A 21042-nucleotide genomic window follows, 5' to 3' on the forward strand; every position below is an offset into this window, starting at 1 on the left:
ATATCAATTTCCTGATTCTGACGCTCCTGGGGATCTGGCAAGTTTTTCTTCCTTCCTAAATGTCTAGATTTTTCACTTCAAGAGCATGTCTCGAAATAAACTCACGTCTCGGTTCTACCTGGTCGCCCATTAGAACGGTGAATACATCATCTGTTTTAACCGTATCATTGAGCGTCACTTTCAACAAAACTCTTGATTCAGGATTCATGGTGGTTTCCCACAACTGATCTGGGTTCATTTCACCCAATCCTTTATAACGCTGTATACTTAATCCTTTTTTTCCGTTTTCAAGGATCGACGCAACCAGCGCCGAAACGGTAGAAAAAGATTTTTTCTCGGTGGGTATCTTCTTGCCCGCTTTTCCCTTCTTTTCCCCCTCTTCCGACGTTTCATTTTCTTCCAGAAAAAAGGGCGGATAACCCAGACCGAGGACCACGGGAGAGACCTGCAACAGTTCTTTAAATTCCGCCGTATTGATCCATCCTTCATCAACCGTCAGTTTTTCCGTATCACTCTCTTTCTTGAGCTTATTGACAATCTGAAACCCCTTATGTTCCTCATCTTGTTCCAGGCTGACCGTGATAGAATATTTCGGATAGTGTGTTTCAAAATATTTTTGGACTGCTTTTATGATTTTTTCTGTTTTTTTCTCGTTTTTCAGAGCCCCTTTTAATAACTCTGGCTCCAATACATAGGCGCGTATCAGCTCCAGGGGCGCATGTTTTTTCGAAAATCGTCCCAAAAGCTCTTCATAGTGAAGGAGTTTTTTGAGGTTCTGTTTTAAAGCGGGGCCCGTAAATTTCTCCCCTTGATCGCCATATATTGTCACGCTATCAGAGACCGTATCGATCAAATATTCACGCATGGCTTCTTCATTCTTGATATAAAGTTCCGATTTCCCCTTTTTCACTTTAAAAAGTGGGGGCTGGGCTATAAAAACATATCCCTTTTCGATCAATTCTTTCATCTGCCGGTAGAGAAAGGTCAACAGGAGAGTCCGGATGTGCGCGCCATCCACGTCTGCGTCAGTCATGAGAATAATCTTGTGATACCGTACTTTTGACACATCAAAATCATCCTGTCCAATTCCGGTTCCCAGCGCGGTGATCAGCGTCCGAATCTCGTCGCTGGTCAGCATTTTGTCAAATCGCGCCTTTTCCACATTCAGTATTTTTCCTTTCAGGGGAAGAATGGCCTGGTTTCTACGGTCTCTCCCCTGTTTTGCGGAACCTCCCGCCGAATCCCCTTCAACAATAAAGATCTCGCTCAAGGCAGGATCCTTTTCGCTGCAGTCAGCCAGTTTTCCTGGCAGAGATCCGACTTCCAATGCATTTTTTCGCCGGATCAGGTCCTTGGCCTTTCTTGCCGCTTCACGGGCACGAAGTGCATTGAGACTTTTTTCGACTATTTTTTTTGCCGTGGATGGGTTTTCCTCAAAAAATGATCCGAGCGCCTCATTCACCGCCGCTTCGACCAGTCCCTTGACTTCGCTGTTCCCGAGTTTTGTTTTGGTCTGCCCCTCGAATTGCGGATTAGGAATTTTGACTGAGATGACAGCTGTCAATCCCTCGCGGACATCGTCTCCCGAGAGGGTCTCCCCTTTTAAAATATTATTGAACGAACCATATTGGTTGATGGTGCGGGTCAATGCGGCTTTGAATCCGACAAGATGAGTTCCACCTTCTCTTGTATTGATGTTATTGGCAAAAGAAAAAATATTTTCCGTGTAACTGTCGTTATACTGGAGGGCCACTTCCATGATGAGCCCCTCTTTTTCCTTGGAAACGCTAATTGGTTTGTGGAGCGGAGTCTTATTCTCGTTGAGAAGTTCGACAAACTCCTTTATCCCCCCTTTATAATTAAACTCTTCCACTTTGCCGGTGCGTTCATTGGTCAGCGAAATGAACAGGCCTTTATTTAAGAAAGCAATTTCCCGAAACCGGGTCGCAAGGGTCTCGCTGATAAACTCCAGTCTCTCAAATATCTGCAGATCGGGCTTAAAAGTAACTCGGGTTCCTCTTTTTTTTGTTTTTCCGGTCAGGGCAAGTGGCGCACATGGCTTTCCTCTTTCGTAACGCTGGGTATGGACGCCACCGTTCTGCTTGATTTCAAGTTCCAACCATTCTGAAAGCGCGTTAACCACAGAAACCCCAACACCATGAAGACCTCCAGAGACCTGGTAGACTTTGTTGTCAAACTTTCCACCGGCATGGAGTACCGTTAAAGCCACTTCAGCCGCGGAGATTTTTCGATCTGGATGCATTCCGGTTGGAATTCCTCTCCCATTGTCGAGCACGGTAACAGAATGATCTATATGAAGGGTGACTTCGATTCGATCACAAAACCCGGCCATCGCTTCATCGACACTGTTATCAACGATTTCGTAAACAAGGTGGTGGAGGCCGTCAATACCGGTTGATCCAATATACATTGCCGGTCGTTTACGAACCGCTTCGAGACCTTCTAGAATTCTGATATTTTCGGCGCCGTAAATGTTCTCTTCCATTTTTTCCTTTTGTCAGTCGACCTGACAGATTGTGGTTCAGACTCTCATCGGCATGACGACACTGAGATATTTCTTGTCTCCCGGATCTTTAAAGAGCGTTGGACTTAATGGATCTTTGAGTTCTATCAGAATATCTTCATTGTCGATGACTGAGAGGATATCGAGCACATATCTTGCGTTAAAACCCGTTCCTATTTTCTCCCCTTTATAAACAATCGCGATTTCGTCTTCCGCCTCCCCTAATTCGGAAGATTGGGAGTTTAGGATAAGCTTGTCTCCGTCGAATATAAAATGTACGGCATGGGTCTTTTCTTTCGATAATATCGCCACCCGGCGAATCGCCCGTTCCAATTCCCACTTTTTAACTAATACCGATTTGTCGTTCCCTTTCGGAATGACCTGGGTATAATTGGGATAGTTTCCTTCCATCAGCCTGGAATAAAGGGTCAAATCTCCTTTTTTGAACAGAATCTGGTTTTTAGAAAGACTTAGGATGATATCCTCTTCTCCCTCCTCGATCAATTTTTTCATTTCAAAAATCGCCTTTTTGGGAACGACGACCTGAAAATCCTTTTCTGATTTTTCTTTTGGAATGAGCCGCTCCATCTCTTCACGTTCTATTGCCGCCAGACGATGTCCGTCTGTTCCGACAAAACGCACGATCTCTTTACCTCCCTGACTCTGAATGTTGATCAGGAGGCCATTCAAGATATAACGTGAATCGTTCTCCCCTACAGAAAAAATGGTCTTTCTAAAGAGCTCGGACAAGATTTTAGCCGGCACCCGAAGCGATATTTCTTCTTTGACCTGTGGGACGAGCGGAAAATCATCTGCTCCAAGGGCGGCGACTTTGAATTTTGATTTTCCCGATTCAATCTGTACCCACATATTTTCTTCCTGCCGAAGCGTCACGGGCGGTCCATCCGGAAGCTCTTTGACAATTTCATATATTTTTCTGGCCGAAAAGGTTGTTTTCCCTTTACGAATCACGTCTGCGGGATAGCTCCCGAGAATCGAGATCTCCATATCCGTCGCAAACATCGTCACGCGGTTATCCTGATCGGCTTCCATGAGGATATTGGAAAGAATCGGCATTGTATTTCTTCTTTCGACGACCCCTTGTACACGCTGGAGACCTTTTAAGAGCTCTCTCCTCTCAATGCTAATTTTCATAGGATCCCCCGAATTGCAGTCTTGCCCTGAGATTAATGACTCTAGAAACTTCATTGATATTCATCTTTTTTTCTGTCCGACTATAATTCCTTGATCTGGCGCCTGATCCGGTCAATCAAGATCTTTCCTTCCCCATCTGCCTGGTGAAGCCTTTCCATGCGACGGCAGGCATGGATCACAGTAGAGTGATCTTTTCCGCCAAAATGTTTTCCGATCTCCGGAAACGAAAGATCGGTCAACTCCCTGCACAGGTACATCGCAATCTGCCTGGGGTAAACCAGGTTCTTGGTTCTTTTTTTAGATTTGAGTTCGCTTGTTTTGACATGGAGCTTTTCAGAAACAATCTTCTGAATGTCTTCTGGTGTAATAATCTTCTTCTTTTCGACGATGATATCCTGTAATCCCCTTTTTGCCAACTCAATGGATAACGGCTCTCCCGTCAGAGATGAGAGCGCCCCGACCCTGTTTAAAGAACCTTCCAGAACTCGAATATTGTTTTTGATATGTGTGGCCAGAAAAAGGGCAAGATCATCGGGAAGATCGATCTTGTCTACGTCTGCTTTTTTTCTGAGAATCGCAATTCGGGTTTCAAGGTCAGGCGGCTGAATGTCCGCAATCAATCCCATTTCAAATCGCGACCGGAGCCGCTCTTCAATATCTGACATTTCCTTCGTCGACCGGTCGCTTGAGAGAACAATCTGTTTGTTTTCCTCATAAAGGGTATTAAAAGTGTGAAAAAACTCTTCCTGGGTTCTTTCTTTTCCCTGAATAAACTGAATGTCATCAATCAGGAGCAGATCGGTATTGCGATATTTCCCGCGAAATTCCTGCATTTTATCGTATCGTATCGAATTAATTAGCTCGTTGGTAAACTTTTCAGACGGAAGATAGACAATATTTAATTGGGGATTTTTGATATGCATTCTATTCCCAATGGCATTGAGCAGATGTGTTTTTCCTAATCCCGCTCCCCCGTAAATAAAAAGTGGATTATAGGATTTTCCTGGTCCCTCGGCAACCTTCAGCGAAGCGGCATGTGCAAACTGATTAGAGGAGCCGACCACAAAGGAACTAAAGACATGTTTTGGATTCAATCCTATTTTTCTTTTCTCTTTATCCACTCTTCGTTCAGGAACGGCCACTGACTCTTCTTCTGTTTTTCCTTTTGTTTCGTCAATGATAAAGATTATTTTTATGTCCTTTTGCTGAGTCAGTTTCTTTAAATTTTGATCCAATTGTTCTTTATAATGGGTATAAATATATTCTCCAAAGAATTTATTCGGAGCGAAAATAATAAAAGCATTTTCTTCAAAATTCTTATACCGGAGCGGTTTGAACCACATATCAAAGCTCTGTTTATTGATCTGGTTCTCAATAAGGTTTAGGTTTTGGTCCCAGATTTCTTTCATAGTCCGACCAAAAATCTTGGCTGTAGATGGTTAAAAGAGAGGTTTTTTGATCGATTTTGACGCTGGATTCGGCATTTGAGACGACATCTTTGTCTAAATTTTATGTTCATCCTTTTTTCAAGTTACCAACAGAGTTATTCACAATTGTTAATAACTTTTTTTAGTCCATTATTTCAACAGGTTCCATTAATTTTTTTGATTGTCTTCCAGAAATTAGATAAAGTTATTTATCAAATAAATCAATAACTTGCGTATTTACAGGGTTGTTTTGTGATAAAACTATAACAAACTTGATTTTTAAATACAAGGTAATTTAATATTCCTTTTTACCTATGAACAGTTGATAAGTATTTTATTAAAAAAATCACCAGATTTATGAGAACAAAATCATTTCAATTTAAATGAGTTACGAACTTTTCCACATTTTTTCAGTCTCTACTAAGACTACTATTATTTAATAATAATTTATAAAGATAAAAGAATACAAATTTAAAAAACTTAAAATTAGACCTTGACTTAAGACCAAAATGATCATAAATTATCGAGTTTGGATCACTCTCAATTTTTTTGAAAGGTTAATTCATGTCGCAGCTATCGGATACATACGGACAACCAAGCAAGTTAAAGAGAAAAAGAACCCATGGATTTAGGAAAAGAATGTCTACTGCGGATGGGAGAAAAGTTCTTAAGAGACGAAGAGATAAAGGGAGAAAGAGATTAAGTGTTGAATAATTTTTTTCAGAAAACTCGTAAAAAGGAAGGAATAAAACTGAACTGAAAGAGAGTTCAAACGAGATCAAGATAAAGAAAAGCAGGGAAATACAGTCTATTTTTGAAAAAGGTCAAAAAGTCAGAGGAAAACATTTTGACCTTATTTTTTTGGAAAACAGGCTCTCATTCTTCAGAATAGGCCTCATCGTCGGTAAGAAATGCGGTCGGGCCGTTGAGCGAAACTATATCAAAAGAATTTTCAGAGAAATTATATACCGGAGAAAATGGGAGAATTGTTTTTCGGTAGATATGCTGGTTGTTCCTAAAGGAGAGTCCAAAACCATTTTGTTTTCTAATCTGAAAGAAGAGTTTTTTTCTTCGGTGCAAAAAATTCTCCGTCAGGGCCCCCATCTTAAAAATTAAACACGCCTCATTAAAAAAAACAAAAAAATGACAAGAGCGGTGGTTTCAATTATTCTTTTTTATCAAAAATGGATTTCGCCTCTTTTTCCGCCCGTTTGTCGCTTTTATCCTTCCTGTTCTCACTATCAGATAGAGGCTTTAAAGAAACATGGTTTCTTAAAGGGTGTCTATTTGGGAATCTGCCGCATAATAAAATGTCATCCCTTTCATCCCGGCGGATATGACCCTGTGAGATAGCGCTTAGTATTTTTTCCGATCTGAGAAATGGATTTATTTTAAATGGATTCAAACGAAAAAAGGCTTATATTATTTATCATTATTTCCGTTGTTATCTTATTCGGAAGCGCCTATCTTTTTCCTGCCAAGACGCCTCGCCAGGATAAAATAGTTCAGCAGACCCCGGTGCCTCCCGCAAGAGACTCAAAAAACGTCCTATCACTCCCGAGCCCAGCTTCTGACCCGATTATCGCGGCAGTTTCATCGGACGAGAAAGAAGTCCTTGTGGAAACGTCTCTTTATAAGGCCATTTTGACCAATAGGGGAGGTGGTATAAAACAGTGGGAATTGAAGAGCTATTTTGAAAGCGATCGGACGACCTCGGTCAAACTTCTCCAGAGCGGCATATCGCTTCTTCCTCTTTCAATAGAAGTCGGAGAGGGAAGAGATCTTTTTTTAAACGGCATCTATTCCGTGGAAGGAAAAAACCTTCATTTATCCGGGGACCAAAAAGAGGGAACAATCACTTTTTCATTACGGGACTCAGTCACAGGGAAAGCCATTCAGAAAAAACTAACCTTTCACAAGGATACGTATACGGTTGATGTGGAGATCAGAACCGAGAACATTTCAAACTATGCGTTCTTGCTCGGTTCTAATTTTGGAATTCACCAGTGGGGAGACAAATCCTTTGTCGGATTTATCGGACCGACCAGCCTCGTGAACAACAAGGTTATAAAAGAAAACACCGCGAAGTTAAACCAGGACGTTCTCTATGATGGAAAGGTGGGCTGGACCGCCTTACAAGACAAATACTTTCTCTCCGCGTTGATTCCGGGTGATGAAACAGACCGGGGTCTGGTCAAAAAAGTCAAGGAAGGGGAGTATACCGCGGGAAACCAGGTTGCTCTGAAAGAACCCGCGGCATCCCTTCGAAAGTACACACTTTTTGCCGGTCCAAAGAAGCTGTCTGTACTGGAATCGCTGAATGTCTATCTCGAGGAAACCATCGATTTTGGCTGGTTTATAGCGGGGAGTTGGGCCATTGTCAGAATGATCGCCAAGCCGCTCTTTTTATTTTTAAACTTCTTTTATGCCTTTACTCATAATTACGGAATAGCGATCATTCTGCTCACAGTATCGATTAAAATTCTCTTCATTCCCTTAACGCATAAGAGCTATAAGTCGATGAAAGGGATGCAGACCGTTCAGCCACTGCTTGCGGAGATTCAGAAGAAGTTTAAAAACGACAAGGTTCGTCTTAACCGTGAGATTATGGAACTTTACAAAACCCATAAGATTAACCCATTAGGCGGATGCTTGCCCATGGTTCTTCAAATTCCTGTATTCGTAGCCCTTTTTAACGTTTTTTATACAACGATCGAGTTACGACAGGCTCCTTTTTTTCTCTGGATTACGGATCTCTCAGATTATGATCATAAATATGTTCTACCTGTAATCATGGGAATTACCATGTTTATCCAGCAAAAGATCCAGCCGACCAACATGGATCCGAAGCAGGCAAAAATCATGTTGATTCTTCCCGTCATTTTCACTTTTTTCTTTTTGAACTTCTCTTCGGGTCTGGTGTTATACTGGATCCTGAATAATATACTCAGTGTTTCCCAGCAGGTCATTACGGCAAGATATTTTTCCGGTCAAAAGGCAAAAGCTCTGACGGCATAAAATGGCACACCCTTCAGACGAAGAGACGATTTGTGCGATATCAACTCCCTTGGGGAACGGGGGTATCGGCGTCATCCGTCTAAGCGGCACGAAAGCCATTACGATCGGGGATCGCGTCTTCCAATCATCCCAAAACATATTCCTGCAAGATGCGCCGACGCATCGAATCTTCTATGGCAAGATCCTTGACCCGCGATCAAAAGTCATTCTTGACGAAGTCATCGTTTCTCTCATGCGCGCACCGAAATCCTATACTGCTGAAGATGTTTTGGAATTCAGCTGTCACGGGAACCTCCGCTCCTTGAGGAAAATATTGACCCTTTTGATTCAGGAAGGGGCCCGGGAGGCGCTGCCGGGCGAATTTACAAAAAGGGCTTTTTTAAACGGCCGGATAGACCTCGTTCAGGCTGAAGCGGTCATGGACCTGATTTCAGCGGAATCCGAAGCGGGGAGACGACAGGCACTTAAGAACCTAAGCGGAAAATTTTCAAAAATCATTTCAGAACTTCGTGATGAACTCATTGCCCTTCTGGTTAAAGTCGAGGCCAATATTGATTTTTCGGAAGAAGAGATTGAAGTGGTGTCAGCCGAAGAAGGGGAGCGGGCAGTCCAAAACTTGATTGATAAGGTTGAAACCCTTTTGAAGACTGTTCCAGATGGACGTATCGCTCGTGATGGCTATCAGGTCGCTCTCGCGGGACGGCCCAATGTGGGGAAATCGTCCCTCTTGAACCGATTGCTCGAAAAGGACAGAGCGATCGTCACTCCGTTCGCAGGAACGACGCGTGACATGTTGGAAGAGTCGATCATGCTTCGGGGATTAATGATTCGACTGGTGGACACTGCCGGAATCCGGTCGACTCTGGATCAAGCGGAAAAAGAAGGTATTCGGAGGACGGAAGAACTTCTTCATCAGGCCGATTTGGTCCTATGGGTTATCGATGCAAGTATGGGTTGGACCGAAGAAGATGACAAAGAGATTGATAAAATTAGAAAGAAAAACTATCTTATACTGATAAATAAGATCGACCTGATTTCTGACACGCCCTGTATTGATAAGAGGGGGATTCCGAAAGAAAAGGTGTTGATGATATCGACCTTGGCGAATCGGGGCATCAAAGAACTGGAAGAGAGAATGGTTGAAGAGGCTCGACGCACGGAGAGGCCCCTTTCAGAGGAAGAATCAGTCGTATTCAAGGGAAGGCACGAGAATCAACTCAAGGAGGCAAAAAGATCGCTTCTCCAGGCCCTGGATTCAATAAATCGGCAGATGTCCCATGAATTTGTAGCACTTGATTTAAAGGGGGCGGCAGACGCACTGGCGGAGATTCTCGGCATTTCGGCCCCGGAGGAACTTTTAGACCGGATTTTTAAAGAGTTTTGTATTGGAAAATAAATGACCCGAAGCGTAGAGCCAGGAAAATGACGTGGATTAAGTCGTACAAAGAAATCTATGACCTGATTGTGATCGGGGCGGGACATGCTGGCTGTGAGGCAGCGCTTGCGTCGTCCCGAATGGGAGCCAAAACTCTCCTTTGCACGATCAGTCTTGACAGGATTGCTCAAATGTCATGCAATCCTGCTGTCGGCGGGATTGCCAAGGGACATATGGTACGCGAAATTGACGCCTTAGGCGGAGAGATGGGGAAAAATACCGATAAAACTGGAATCCAGTTCAAAATGCTCAATACCCGGAAAGGTCCTTCTGTCCGAGCACTTCGGGCGCAGGCGGACAAGATTCTTTACCGAGAGGAGATGACCCGGACGATTTTGAACCAGGAGAACCTGGAGATTCTGGGGGAGATGATCGATCGGATTACGGTTGGAGATGGCCGTGTTGATGGCGTTGAAACGTTTAGCGGTAAAAAATTTTTCGCCCGTTCGGTTATCATTACGACAGGAACATTTTTGCGCGGACTGATTCATATCGGTCAGACCCATTTTCCTGCGGGGAGAGCAGGAGAGAAAGCCTCTGAAAATCTTTCAGATTCTTTTTTGGAACTTGGATTTCCGTTGGGACGGCTTAAAACCGGTACGCCTCCAAGAATTGACGGCCGCACAATCGATTTTGTAAAAATGACTCCGCAGTTTGGGGATTTGTCGCCTCAACCCTTTTCATTTGACACGAAACAGATTCCCCTTCGACAGGTTCCCTGTTATCTCACCTACACCAATGCTAGAACCCACCAGGTGATTAAAGACAATCTAGACCGTTCCCCGCTGTTTAACGGAGCCATTGAAGGTGTCGGGCCCCGGTACTGTCCATCCATAGAAGACAAGATCTTTCGTTTTGCAGACAAAGAGCGTCATCAGGTCTTTCTGGAGCCAGAGGGACTGGAGACAGATTCTTGGTATCCTAACGGCGTTTCGACCTCGCTCCCCATCGATGTCCAGCTTGCTTTCATACGAACTATCCCAGGCTTGGAAAAAGCAGAATTCCTTCAGCCGGGATATGCCATTGAGTATGATTTTGTTCCTCCGACGGAATTAAAACCGACGCTCGAAACCAAGAGAGTTGAGGGACTTTATCACGCCGGCCAGATTAACGGCACTTCGGGCTATGAAGAGGCGGCTGCCCAGGGATTGATGGCAGGTATTAACGCGGTTTTGAAAGTCAGGGGAGAAGAGCCATTTATATTGAAGAGATCGGAAGCGTATATCGGCGTTTTAATCGACGATCTGGTGACCAAGGGGACAAATGAACCTTACCGAATGTTTACCTCCCGGGCCGAGTACCGCCTTCTGCTTCGGCACGACAATGCTGATTTGAGGGTGACTGAAAAAGGGTACGCGATTGGTCTGATTAGAGAGGACCGGATTAGGCGCTTCCGGGAAAAAGAAGCGAGGATTCAGAATCGGATCGAACAACTGGATTTGACGCGAGTGGGGGATGTGGACGAACTCTCCACAAAACTGGAGGCACTGGGACAGTTCGCGGCCGCTGATTTGACACTGAGGCAGCTCTTAAAAAGACCGGAGGTCGATTACCGAATGTTATCCAAATGGTTGGACGAACTGGAAGAAGAGGATGCCATATCGGATCAAATCGAAATTCAGGTCAAATATGAAGGATATATCCAACGACAAAATCAGCAGATTGATCAGTTTCATCAAATGGAAAATAGAAAAATCACCGCAGAATTCGATTATGCTTCCATCCATGGTCTGTCCAAAGAGGTTTACCAAAAATTATCCGCCATTCGTCCGCTATCCGTAGGGCAGGCTTCACGAATTTCGGGTGTCACTCCGGCCGCTGTCTCCCTTCTTTTAATCGCGTTGGAACGGAACCGTCGAAAAACAAATCAAAACTAAATTCCTTTTCGTGGACCTCCCATTCTTTTGCAAACACTTTTCACGAATTTTCCTGAAATTGAGTCTTGTTTTCTTTTCACTTTCTTTTTTTCCATATCCGTCATTCGCAGGAGAGTCGGAAAAAATCTCAGTCATGGCTCACCCTATTGAAGATCAGCAGATTCAGATTGACGGACGTCTGGATGAAGAGATTTGGAAAAAATATCGCCCGATATCCGGATTTTTTCAACAGGAACCTAAAGTGGGGGAGAAAGAGCTTGCCGTGACAGAGGTATGGGTACTTTATGATTCAAAGTATCTTTATATTGGAGCACGTTTGATCGATCCGGAACCGAATGCCGTCCAGGGGGACGAAAGGCACCGAGACTCTGATTTCAGCCGAAGTGATACCTTTGGATTTGTCGTCGACACTTTTCACGACCATCAAAACGGATTTTATTTTGAGACCAATCCGTTGGGAGGAAAAGCCGACGGCCTGATTCATCAGGAGGGAGCGTTTATTAACACCGATTGGGACGGACTCTGGGATATTGGCGCAATCAGAACAGATTACGGCTGGTCAGCTGAATTTAGAATTCCGTTCGAAACGATACGGTTTCAACCGGGCGAGGCGGAGGTCTGGGGGATTCAGTTCCGGCGGAAAATCCCTCATTTGAAGGAGGTCGCATTTTGGAGCCCCCTGACATCCGATCAGAATTTCTATATGCTCTCAAAAGGAGGACATCTTACCGGAATACAACCCATTTCACAGGCTGGAGAAATCTGGATCAAGCCCTATGTGAAAGGGGGTGGGCTATTGAAAGAGGGGCTCGATTCTGGCTGGGAATTGAATCAGGATTCTGGTTTGGATCTCAGATATAAACTGAAGTCCAATTTAACGTTTGATTTGACCTTCCGGACCGATTTTGCAGAAACTGAAATTGACCGGATTCAGATCAATTTAACCCGATTTCCTCTTTTTTATCCTGAAAAAAGAGAGTTTTTTTTGGAGGGATCTGACTATTTTGATTTTGGGATTTCAGGCCGGGCGCAGCCTTTCTTTAGTCGGACGATCGGATTGCAGAATCAACAACCGGTTCCTCTTTTCGGAGGGATGAAACTTACTGGGAAGATCGATGGTTATGGACTTGGCCTTCTGTCAATTGGCAGCCGTTCACACAATGGGATTGAAAGGGAAGAGATGTCGGCTGTTCGGTTTACCCGGGATATGGGGTTGAGATCGAGGGCAGGAGTTCTGTTTACGGATCGAACAGGTGATGGAGGTTCCGATCAGAGTGGCGGCGCAGACCTGACGTGGGGACCCCTTCCACAGCTCGACCTTCAGGGATTCTGGGTCCGGTCAGGGTGGCCGAATCATTCACTTTACGGAGAGGGAACCGCAAGCTTTTCCGAAGCCTATTGGCATGATCCCTTTTGGAGGATTAGGATTAATCATTTGAGAATCTCCGATGGATTTGACCCTGCTCTTGGATTTGCCCAACAGACCGACCTCGATGAAACTTATGGATATGTCGATATACACCCTCAGCCGAACAACGGCCCGGTTCGGGAATTCGGATTCAAAGGGGAACTTACTTATCAGAACGATAGCAGGGGAGATTTTCTTTACCGGAGCAATTATTGGCGGGCCCAGGCCGTTTTCAGGAGCGGAGAGTTTATTCTTTTAAGCTGGGATCCCCAGATCGAACATCTTCCTGTGGATTTTATGATACGGCCTGGAATAACCCTACCAGCCGGAGACTACACGTATCAGCAATATAGCGAAATATTCCAAAGCGATTCACGGAGAGCTTTTTCAGTGACTCAAACCTGGTACGGGGGCCAATTTTATAACGGTAATAAGAACACCTTAACGTTCGGTTTCGCCTGGGGAGCAGTAGACACCTTTAAGATTGGCTTCTCGCTCGAACAGGATTGGGTGAATTTGCCCCAGGGGAATTTCGTCGCCGAAATTATCGAGCAGGATTTTCGTTGGGATCTCGATAACCAGATGACGGTTCAGGCCCTCAATCAATGGGATAAGGAATTGGGGGAGTTTTCAACCAATTTTCGTTATTCCTGGGAGTACAAGCCAGGAAGTTTCTTTTATCTGGTGATCAATCCCATTCAGACCGATTCCCAAACGAACTTTCTTTTCCAGGCTAAGGTCACGTACTTGTTTCAACCGTTTAAGAAAGAATGACCCCTTAATTTGAAGGCATCCTGGATTTCCGTCAGATTCGAATAGGAATTCCAGGATATTCCTGCAAGGGGCAGAGGTCTTATCCAATGGTATTTTCATCATGTCAGTCTCTCTTTGCTTTTCTCATTTGATCCTCCATCAGGGATGGGTCGACACATTCTTGCCATGTAAGTCAATCACGATGATTTTGCCCGTCATGAACGAATGGATAAAACAGGAGTAGTAATAGGTTCCTTCTTTATTAAAGGTGTAACTAAACACATTTTGTTCTTTGGTCAAAATGGGCGAAGCAGTAAACACCTTATCGCTTGAATCCGCAATCTTAATGCCATGCGGCATGAGGCCCTGTTCCCCATTTACCGTGACCAGGGGATCGTCATTGATCCATCTCATTTGTATTCCCGACGGAATAATCATGATTTGATTGTTCATGATCTGAGGGGTTCCCTTATTTGTAAATTCCAGATTCTTAATTCTAATTTCTATGGCATTCCCCACGATTCCCGGGACGATCGGTTCCCATTCACCGGAATAAGCGATCTGATATGAAATCAGAAGAAGTGTGATCATGAGAATTTGAACACGGGTTGTCGAAATATGGCTTAATGTTTTCATTTCCCAGCCTCCTTTTTTTTATTTGCATTGGTTTGTTTTTTACGCCGTTCTGGAACCGATAAAACCTTTTGTCCTTCGATTAAACAGATCCAAGATCTTTATCTCTCTGCTGTCTGGCTCACTTTCTGAAAGTCAAAAGCAAAGACCTTTCCTCTCATTGAGAAATGAATCAGACACCCATAGGTGTAAACTCCAGGTCGATCAAACTTGAAATGAAAAGTGGACTCGTCTGCCTTATTCATTATTTTTGACCGTGCAATTTCTTTACCGTTCGGATCATTCATAAACAAAAAATGGGCGACGAGTCCTTCCAGTCCGGTAGAGGTAATGTTCGGATCCACATTGATAAAGTTCAATTCCGTCCCGACGGGCAATACGAGCACTTCGTTTTTTAACGAGGCATTGTCAAGCTTGAAGTCCATGTTGAGGATCTGAATATCCAGGACATTGGGGTCATCCTCTGCCCAACCTGGAGAAATGAACCCAAGTAGCAAACTGGCAATAAAGGCCAGGAGAGAAAACAAATTTTTTGTTGAGAGCCGTTTATCCATTTTCGTTCCTCCTTTTTTAATATTGTATGAGCTAGAGTGTAGACGAGGAATCTTAAGACTTAATTAGAAAATGGTAAAAAAATCTTTTGGTCGCGTTAAGATTTGCTAAGGAGATGACCCAATTCGCTTTTTTCTTGACGCCTCGGCTCTTTCCCCGCTAAATTACTGGAATATCTGCAATCTATCTTGAATCTTTCCTTTCAAAAGGAAGTAAAAGGAGCGCTTATGACCCCTATTCAAATTCGTTTTTCGACCGTATTCATCCTGGGATTTTGGGTGGCTTTTGCCTTTGGATGTGTCTCACAGGCGAAGTATCGAGCTCTCGAAACCAGTTCAAATCAGGAGTTGGCCAAATTGAGAGAAGATATCGCTGCTCTGAACAGTCAGAAGATCTCACAGGAGGCTGCTCTGAATTTGGAAAAGAAACGATTGCAGGACGAGATATCAGGACTCAAGTCGCAAAAGACAGACCTGGAAGGAAAAAAGGAAGTTCTGGAACATGATTTGACATCGCTTAATGACCGGCTTTCTGTAACGGAAAAACAGACCGCAGAGATTAAGGCGCAGAAGGATGAAGAGATTAACCGTCTCAAGGGAACGTACGATAACCTGGTGAAGGATCTGAAGGGCGAAATTGAAAAAGGAGATATCAAAGTAACTCAGATTCGAAACAGGCTTTCAGTCAATTTGGTTGAAAAGGTACTATTCAATTCAGGCCAGGCCGAACTCAAATCGAAGGGCAAGGAGGTTTTGAAGAGAGTAGGAAAGAGTCTCAGGGATATCAAGGATAAAGAAATTCGAATAGAAGGGTACACGGATAACGTTCCGATTGGTGAATCGCTTCGGGATAAGTTCCCCTCCAATTGGGAACTTTCAACCCAGAGAGCGACGAATGTCCTCCGATTCCTGGAAGAAGAGGCAGATGTGGAAGGATCCCGACTTTCGGCCATCGGGTACGGGCCGTTTCATCCGGTGGCCAGTAACGAGACTTCCCAGGGTCGCTCCGAAAACCGTCGGATCGAGATCTTGCTAGCTCCTCTCGATACGCAAGACGTGCTCAAGAGTATCCAATGATTTCCCGCATTGGCCCGGCAGAATAGGGATTTTTCCCGGGTGAGATCCAACGTTCCGTGAATGCCAGAGTGCCATGGAAATGCCCATGACGAGAGAGGACGCCTCGAATTACATTTCTTTTTTTGTTTGCCAAAGACCTAAAGTCGCTCCGGTCGGATCCATGATGATACTCAACCAGCCCATGCCCGGAATCTCTGTGATCTCTTTGCAAATCTTGGCTCCAAGCAATTTCGCCTTTTTCGTGGAATCCTGGATGTCGTCAACCAAAACATAGGCGAGCCACTGCGACGAATCGTTGGGACTCTTCATGATGCCTCCACCAGTTCCTTCTCCTACCTGTATTATTGTGTAATCCATTCCGGGAAATTCTTCAAGTTTCCAGTCAAAGAGCTTCTTATAAAAGGTCTTTGCTTTTGCTAAATCTTGCGTTTGCAATTCGACGTGTACAAACGGATTGGCCATGGTCGCCTCCTTTTAATTTTAAAATGTTTTAGAAATACCGGACTTGAATTGAACCCATTTTGTTATATGACGAAATGAGGTCTCATTTCAATCCATCTTTCGGCGATCGTGACCATTTTGCGGTGACTTGCTCAGGAGCGGATCGAGCCAGCGAAACAACAGGACTGCGGCGGTGGCACCTAAAAGCTGGCCTGCCATCAATGCGCCGGTATCTTCAGGACGTATACCTGCAAAAGAGTTGGTTGCTGATCGAGCCAATGTCACTGCGGGATTTGCAAAAGAAGTTGACGCGGTAAACCAGTAGGCGGCCATGATGTAGCACCCCACTGCAAAGGCGATTATTTCTGTCCGGCGGCGAGAACAGCCTAAAATGACAGAAATCAGTCCGAATGTGGCAAGACATTCGCTCCCTGCTTGAGCAAATCCACTCCGGATATGTTGCGAAACTGAAAAAAGAGCCTCTCCAAACATCAGGTGAGCCGCCGCGACACCCAAGAAGGCAGCTGAGACCTGGACCGCAATAAAGGCCGGAACGTGACGCCAGGGGAGAGTTCTGTGAATTGCGCCTGCGAGGGTGACTAAAGGATTGAAATGTGCGCCGGAAATGGGACCAAATGTCAGAATGAGCGCGATGAGCCCGGCGCCTGTGGCCAGTGAATTGGCGAGCAGGGCAATCGCAGTATTAACCCCTGAAAGCCGTTCACCCATGATACCCGAGCCGACGATTGTGGCGAGTAAAAGGGCTGTTCCGATACCTTCTGCGGCGAGGCGGCGTGCAAGCATCGTCATTCAATTTTCAATTTATTTAATTTATTTTGAAGAGAAATGCGATCCAGTTTTTCGATGGGTAAACTAATTATTGCTTGGAGTCGACGGGAAATATCGTGATAGGTATTTAGAAATGCCTTTTCTCTTGCTTCAATATTTCCAGGAACCGTTGAGGGATCTGCCATTCCCCAATGGACCTTAATCGGTTGGCCGGGCCAGTTGGGGCAAACCTCACCCGCGGCGTTGTGACAGACTGTGACCACGATATCCATCTTAGGAGCTGCTGGACCTGCGAATTCATTCCAGCTCTTGCTTCTTAAGCTTCGGACGTCATGTCCCAATTTCTGCAAAAGTTTAATAGCAAGGGGATTAACGCTACCCGAGGGAGCGCTCCCGGCGCTAAAGGCCTTGAATCTTTCTTGGGAGAGACGATTGAGAATGGCTTCGGCCAGAATGCTTCGAGCCGAGTTATGGGTGCAAAGAAAAAGGATATGTATCAGACGATCCGACACTTAGCAACAGGCCTTCGAAACAGGTTGAATAAGTTGAGTCTGGTTGGTTGGCGCACAGCAGGCGGAGTCTGTATTCACCTGCTGGAAATCGTTTCCGTAAACCGGAGCGGTTTCTAAATTGTGAAAGGCTTCCCAAGCGATCCCTTGTGGATCAAGGGTCCAGTATTTGTCCGATTTGGCATAGCAACAAGTTGTCGCCAATTGTTCTGAGACAGGCAATGCGGCTGTTTTCATCTGTTGATTGATTTCATGAAGCTCTTCATTACTTTCAACTTGAATGCCGAGATGATCGAGGCCGGGTTCGGCCCCTCGCTGGGAAATTGCAAAATTGATTCGAGGATCGTCGATCATCCATTTGGCGTAATCAGGTTTTTCGATCGTCGGTCTTTGATTAAAGAGACCTGAATAAAAACGGATACTCTCGCTAAGATTTTCAACGGATATATGGGCATGGAATCGTTTCATGGGTTCTCCTTTTCTAAAAGTGGCGGTTTCTCAGAAATCTCCGGGTAACAAATTTCCGGGGATGCTGTCTCGCAGGGTGCCCCGGCGCAGCAATTTTCAGTGAGGAAGGAAATCAGCCTGTTCATGGTTTGATAGTCAGCGGAATAATGGATAAATCGACTTTGCGGACGGGATAGAACGAGGCCGGCCCGGCTCAATTCTTTCAAATGAAAGGAGAGAGTCGTATGAGGAACAGCCAGTTGCTCGGCCATTTTACCCGGTGTGATGCCTTCTGGACCTGTCGTAATCAAATATCGGAAAATGCCAAGTCGCGTCTCCTGTGCCAAGGCGGATAAGGCTCTTATTGCTGACTTTATATCCATGTTTCTATAATAATAGAAATATGGAACCATGTCAAGTTTAAAGAAGTTTGGGACTGGGTCTTATTTTCGATCATTCGGTTTCCAGCCGGATAAGACACATCGCTGAGCAATGAGTGGGATCAATGAGGACAGATCTTCAGATACGACCCGCATTACATCATCTGCAAGTTGTGGATTTTCAAAACATTCATAGGCGTCATCTAGAAAACCTCCACGAAGAAGAGGATGATACAAAAACTCCGGACCCGGACCGCTTTCAATCTCCAGAGGAGATTCGGTCACTTTGATTTGTTCAAGACCGAGAGAAGATAACCAGTTATTTCCGTCTTTTGCAGAAGGTCGTTCTGAAACATACGATTTCAGCTTTTCCTGTTCATTCAGTAGCCCGCGTTTTGCCATTTCCTGATTAATCCTTTGCCAAATTGAATCGAATGTGCCGAGAGATGGAAACGTCAGAACGATTTGCCCGCCCGGATTGAGGTGGTCTACCAAACCACGAAGAACTTCAAATCGGTTTGGACGAAAGAACATGACCGAGAGGTTGCCCGTAATTCGATCAAAGGAGGGAAAAGCGGGAGGGATTGTCCGCATGTCGAGACAAAGGAATTGAAGCCAGGGGAGTTTTCTCCCTTGGATCGCCCGAGCTCGGGCGATTTGATTCTCGCGAATGTCAATCGCCAGAATCTGACCCGTCGGACCCATTTGCTCAGCCAGGTAGAATGCGGGAATGCCGGGGCCGCAGGCGATATCCAGTAGGGTCAACCCCGCCGGCGTCAGGACGAGGTGTTTTAACAACGATTCGGCGAAGGGCGTGGACCAATAATCCTGTTTCGGCAGAGGCCACTCTAATTTCAAGTCACTCATAGCTTGTACCACCGGATCTGAACGGGTTATTCCTCTGGGAATATTTTGACACAATTTTGACCGACAGGGGAGAAATATATGGGCGAATCCTGTTAGCCTATTCCAGGAACTGCCTGCCGGAAGAAGTTTGCTTAGCTTCAGGATTCTGAATTTGGGAGAGAAATGAGCATGGCTGAAACCCTCAACGAACGTTGGCCTGAATGTGAGTGGAGAACTGGAACTCCTGAGATCCGAAACGAATTTTGCCTCACGACAAAACGGTCAATGTTTTTACTGATTAAGAATTGTTACTTCGTAAGAAGCTGGGCTGAAATCCCGCTGACCAATAGGGTTCCCAACAGTACCAGAGCCGTACCTGCTAACTGTAAGATCGATACCGATTCGCCGAGAAAAAGATAGGCGAGCCCAATGGTTATGACAGGTCCCGTTGAGCCGATGATCGAAGTTCGACTGGCACCTATCCGGTGAATCCCCTTTGAAATCAGAAAAGTCGGCAAAACCGTTGAAAAGAGAGCCATGGCGAGACTGAGTTCGTAGACTTTCAATGGGAGCCTTAACGTCGAGAACGGACGCGTCATGAGAAACTGAAAAATAACGGCGACGCTCGAGATCGTCATCGCGAAAGAGGTAAACCGGGTGGCCCCCATTTTCTCGATCAGTCGGGTACTTCCAACAAGGTAAACCGCGTAGGAAAGTGCACTGACAAAAACAAGCCCCGACCCGAGGATGACATCTTTTTGATTAAAAGAGAGGTCGTGAAAAACAACCAGCATGATTCCCGTGTAGCTGAGAAGAATCGCAAGGAGTTCCTTTTTTAAAACGGGCTGTTTCAGAAAAAAGGCGGTGAGCAGGACCACAAAGGTTGGATAGATAAAAAGAATTAATCTTTCCAGTCCGGCCGAAATGTACTGCAGACCCAGAAAATCAAAATAACTGGCGAGATAATACCCGATTGATCCCAACGCCACGATAGCGATCCAATCTGTCTGATTGAGCAGCGTCCCGTTACTTTGACGGATCTTCCAGAGCGCGATGATGAGGAAAAACGGGAGAGAAAACCCCATTCTCAAACTCAAAAGAGTGATGGGATCGACGGAATCATAATAGGCCAGCTTGATCAATATGGCCTTCGCGGAAAAGCCAATCGCTCCCAAAAAGACGAGACCGGCTCCAGTCATCGAACCTATCTTATCTGGATTGTTTCGATTAGATTCAGTGGGCAACTTAAAGATGCTTTACAGGTTCAGGGGTTTAGTCGGTGAGAGGACCGCTTCCGGCCGGTTCTGCCATATCGAGGGGTTGGCGTCAACATAGACTTCAACTTCGTTTCCGTCTGGATCGAGAATATAAATGCTTTGGGACACCGTGTGGTCCGACATTCCTTTAATCGAAACTTTTGCAGCCTCGAGTTCATTTTTGGCTGCACGCAGGGCATCCAGGTCATCACCAATTTTGATTCCGATATGGTAGAGTCCGGTCCTCTTTCCCGGGGAGGGACCCCTGGCATCTTCTCCGACTTCGATTAAGAGGATTTCATGGTGGTTACGGCCCGAAGTGAGTGCCGCTGCAGGAAAATCGAGCTGGCCATTTTCGATCCGTTTAAATCCAAGAAGGTCCTGGTAAAAAGCAAGAGACCGTTTCAAATTCCTGACGTAAAAAACGACATGACCTAAATGATGTGCCTTCATGTTAGGGAAATTATAGGCTCCGTTCACTTTTAATGTCAATGGAATCGGAATGCTTCATTTAGT

The 21042-nt window shown here is 45.1% G+C and carries 21 protein-coding genes; 8 read left to right on the top strand and 13 right to left on the bottom strand.

Annotated elements, in window-relative coordinates:
- Window positions 1-55 precede the first annotated feature (55 nt).
- The 3 genes from gyrB to dnaA all read right to left on the bottom strand — a co-directional run bounded on the left by gyrB (window position 56) and on the right by dnaA (window position 5088).
- Window positions 56-2506, bottom strand: coding sequence for a DNA topoisomerase (ATP-hydrolyzing) subunit B (gene gyrB, locus HY200_04800; GenBank protein ID MBI3594256.1), 2451 nt, complete (start codon window positions 2504-2506; stop codon window positions 56-58).
- Between the two features lie 36 nt (window positions 2507-2542).
- On the bottom strand, window positions 2543-3679 hold the full coding sequence (locus HY200_04805; GenBank protein MBI3594257.1) for a DNA polymerase III subunit beta: 1137 nt from the start codon (window positions 3677-3679) through the stop codon (window positions 2543-2545).
- An 80-nt stretch (window positions 3680-3759) separates the two neighbouring features.
- On the bottom strand, window positions 3760-5088 hold the full coding sequence (gene dnaA, locus HY200_04810; GenBank protein ID MBI3594258.1) for a chromosomal replication initiator protein DnaA: 1329 nt from the start codon (window positions 5086-5088) through the stop codon (window positions 3760-3762).
- Between the two features lie 582 nt (window positions 5089-5670).
- Between dnaA and rpmH the strand changes: the two genes are divergently transcribed.
- The 7 genes from rpmH (at window position 5671) to HY200_04845 (ending at window position 13618) form a co-directional block, all read left to right on the top strand.
- Window positions 5671-5820: a 50S ribosomal protein L34 gene (rpmH, locus tag HY200_04815; GenBank protein MBI3594259.1), complete on the top strand. Its 150-nt coding sequence runs from the start codon at window positions 5671-5673 to the stop codon at window positions 5818-5820.
- 42 nt (window positions 5821-5862) lie between these two features.
- Complete coding sequence (rnpA, locus tag HY200_04820) at window positions 5863-6222, top strand: ribonuclease P protein component (GenBank protein MBI3594260.1); 360 nt, start codon at window positions 5863-5865, stop codon at window positions 6220-6222.
- Window positions 6223-6249: 27 nt separating this feature from the next.
- Complete coding sequence (gene yidD, locus HY200_04825; GenBank protein ID MBI3594261.1) at window positions 6250-6459, top strand: membrane protein insertion efficiency factor YidD; 210 nt, start codon at window positions 6250-6252, stop codon at window positions 6457-6459.
- Window positions 6460-6501: 42 nt separating this feature from the next.
- On the top strand, window positions 6502-8124 hold the full coding sequence (yidC, locus tag HY200_04830; protein MBI3594262.1) for a membrane protein insertase YidC: 1623 nt from the start codon (window positions 6502-6504) through the stop codon (window positions 8122-8124).
- Window position 8125: 1 nt separating this feature from the next.
- Window positions 8126-9520, top strand: coding sequence for a tRNA uridine-5-carboxymethylaminomethyl(34) synthesis GTPase MnmE (gene mnmE / locus HY200_04835; protein MBI3594263.1), 1395 nt, complete (start codon window positions 8126-8128; stop codon window positions 9518-9520).
- 26 nt (window positions 9521-9546) lie between these two features.
- The gene (gene mnmG, locus HY200_04840; GenBank protein ID MBI3594264.1) at window positions 9547-11436 is read left to right on the top strand and encodes a tRNA uridine-5-carboxymethylaminomethyl(34) synthesis enzyme MnmG; all 1890 of its coding nucleotides are present in this window, start codon (window positions 9547-9549) and stop codon (window positions 11434-11436) included.
- Window positions 11437-11569: 133 nt separating this feature from the next.
- A complete protein-coding gene (locus HY200_04845) occupies window positions 11570-13618 on the top strand; it encodes a carbohydrate binding family 9 domain-containing protein (GenBank protein MBI3594265.1) in 2049 nt (682 codons plus the stop codon).
- Window positions 13619-13756: 138 nt separating this feature from the next.
- Here HY200_04845 and HY200_04850 read toward each other — a convergent pair whose 3' ends face one another.
- Both HY200_04850 and HY200_04855 read right to left on the bottom strand, forming a co-directional pair.
- Window positions 13757-14233, bottom strand: coding sequence for a hypothetical protein (locus tag HY200_04850; GenBank protein MBI3594266.1), 477 nt, complete (start codon window positions 14231-14233; stop codon window positions 13757-13759).
- Window positions 14234-14331: 98 nt separating this feature from the next.
- Window positions 14332-14784, bottom strand: a complete 453-nt coding sequence (locus HY200_04855; protein ID MBI3594267.1) for a hypothetical protein — start codon at window positions 14782-14784, stop codon at window positions 14332-14334.
- Window positions 14785-15009: 225 nt separating this feature from the next.
- On the opposite strand from HY200_04855, the gene HY200_04860 reads away from it, so the two are divergent.
- Window positions 15010-15858 carry an OmpA family protein gene (locus tag HY200_04860; protein MBI3594268.1) on the top strand — a complete coding sequence of 283 codons (849 nt, stop codon included), beginning with the start codon at window positions 15010-15012 and terminating at the stop codon, window positions 15856-15858.
- Window positions 15859-15966: 108 nt separating this feature from the next.
- Here the strand turns inward: HY200_04860 and HY200_04865 are convergent, their stop codons facing one another.
- The 8 genes from HY200_04865 to HY200_04900 all read right to left on the bottom strand — a co-directional run bounded on the left by HY200_04865 (window position 15967) and on the right by HY200_04900 (window position 20979).
- Complete coding sequence (locus tag HY200_04865; GenBank protein ID MBI3594269.1) at window positions 15967-16320, bottom strand: VOC family protein; 354 nt, start codon at window positions 16318-16320, stop codon at window positions 15967-15969.
- An 87-nt stretch (window positions 16321-16407) separates the two neighbouring features.
- Entirely contained in the window at window positions 16408-17109 is a 702-nt protein-coding gene (locus HY200_04870; protein MBI3594270.1) for an aquaporin family protein, read from the bottom strand.
- Entirely contained in the window at window positions 17106-17600 is a 495-nt protein-coding gene (locus HY200_04875) for an arsenate reductase ArsC (protein ID MBI3594271.1), read from the bottom strand. The genes HY200_04870 and HY200_04875 overlap by 4 nt, the downstream gene beginning before the upstream one ends.
- On the bottom strand, window positions 17601-18065 hold the full coding sequence (locus HY200_04880; GenBank protein MBI3594272.1) for a glyoxalase/bleomycin resistance/dioxygenase family protein: 465 nt from the start codon (window positions 18063-18065) through the stop codon (window positions 17601-17603).
- The gene (locus tag HY200_04885) at window positions 18062-18427 is read right to left on the bottom strand and encodes a helix-turn-helix transcriptional regulator (GenBank protein MBI3594273.1); all 366 of its coding nucleotides are present in this window, start codon (window positions 18425-18427) and stop codon (window positions 18062-18064) included. The genes HY200_04880 and HY200_04885 overlap by 4 nt, the downstream gene beginning before the upstream one ends.
- A gap of 60 nt (window positions 18428-18487) precedes the next feature.
- Window positions 18488-19282, bottom strand: coding sequence for a class I SAM-dependent methyltransferase (locus tag HY200_04890; protein MBI3594274.1), 795 nt, complete (start codon window positions 19280-19282; stop codon window positions 18488-18490).
- 296 nt (window positions 19283-19578) lie between these two features.
- Window positions 19579-20469 carry a DMT family transporter gene (locus HY200_04895; GenBank protein ID MBI3594275.1) on the bottom strand — a complete coding sequence of 297 codons (891 nt, stop codon included), beginning with the start codon at window positions 20467-20469 and terminating at the stop codon, window positions 19579-19581.
- A 57-nt stretch (window positions 20470-20526) separates the two neighbouring features.
- Entirely contained in the window at window positions 20527-20979 is a 453-nt protein-coding gene (locus HY200_04900) for a VOC family protein (GenBank protein ID MBI3594276.1), read from the bottom strand.
- Window positions 20980-21042: the final 63 nt, after the last annotated feature.

Source organism: Nitrospirota bacterium (assembly GCA_016194305.1).
GTDB lineage: Bacteria > Nitrospirota > Nitrospiria > JACQBW01 > JACQBW01 > JACQBW01.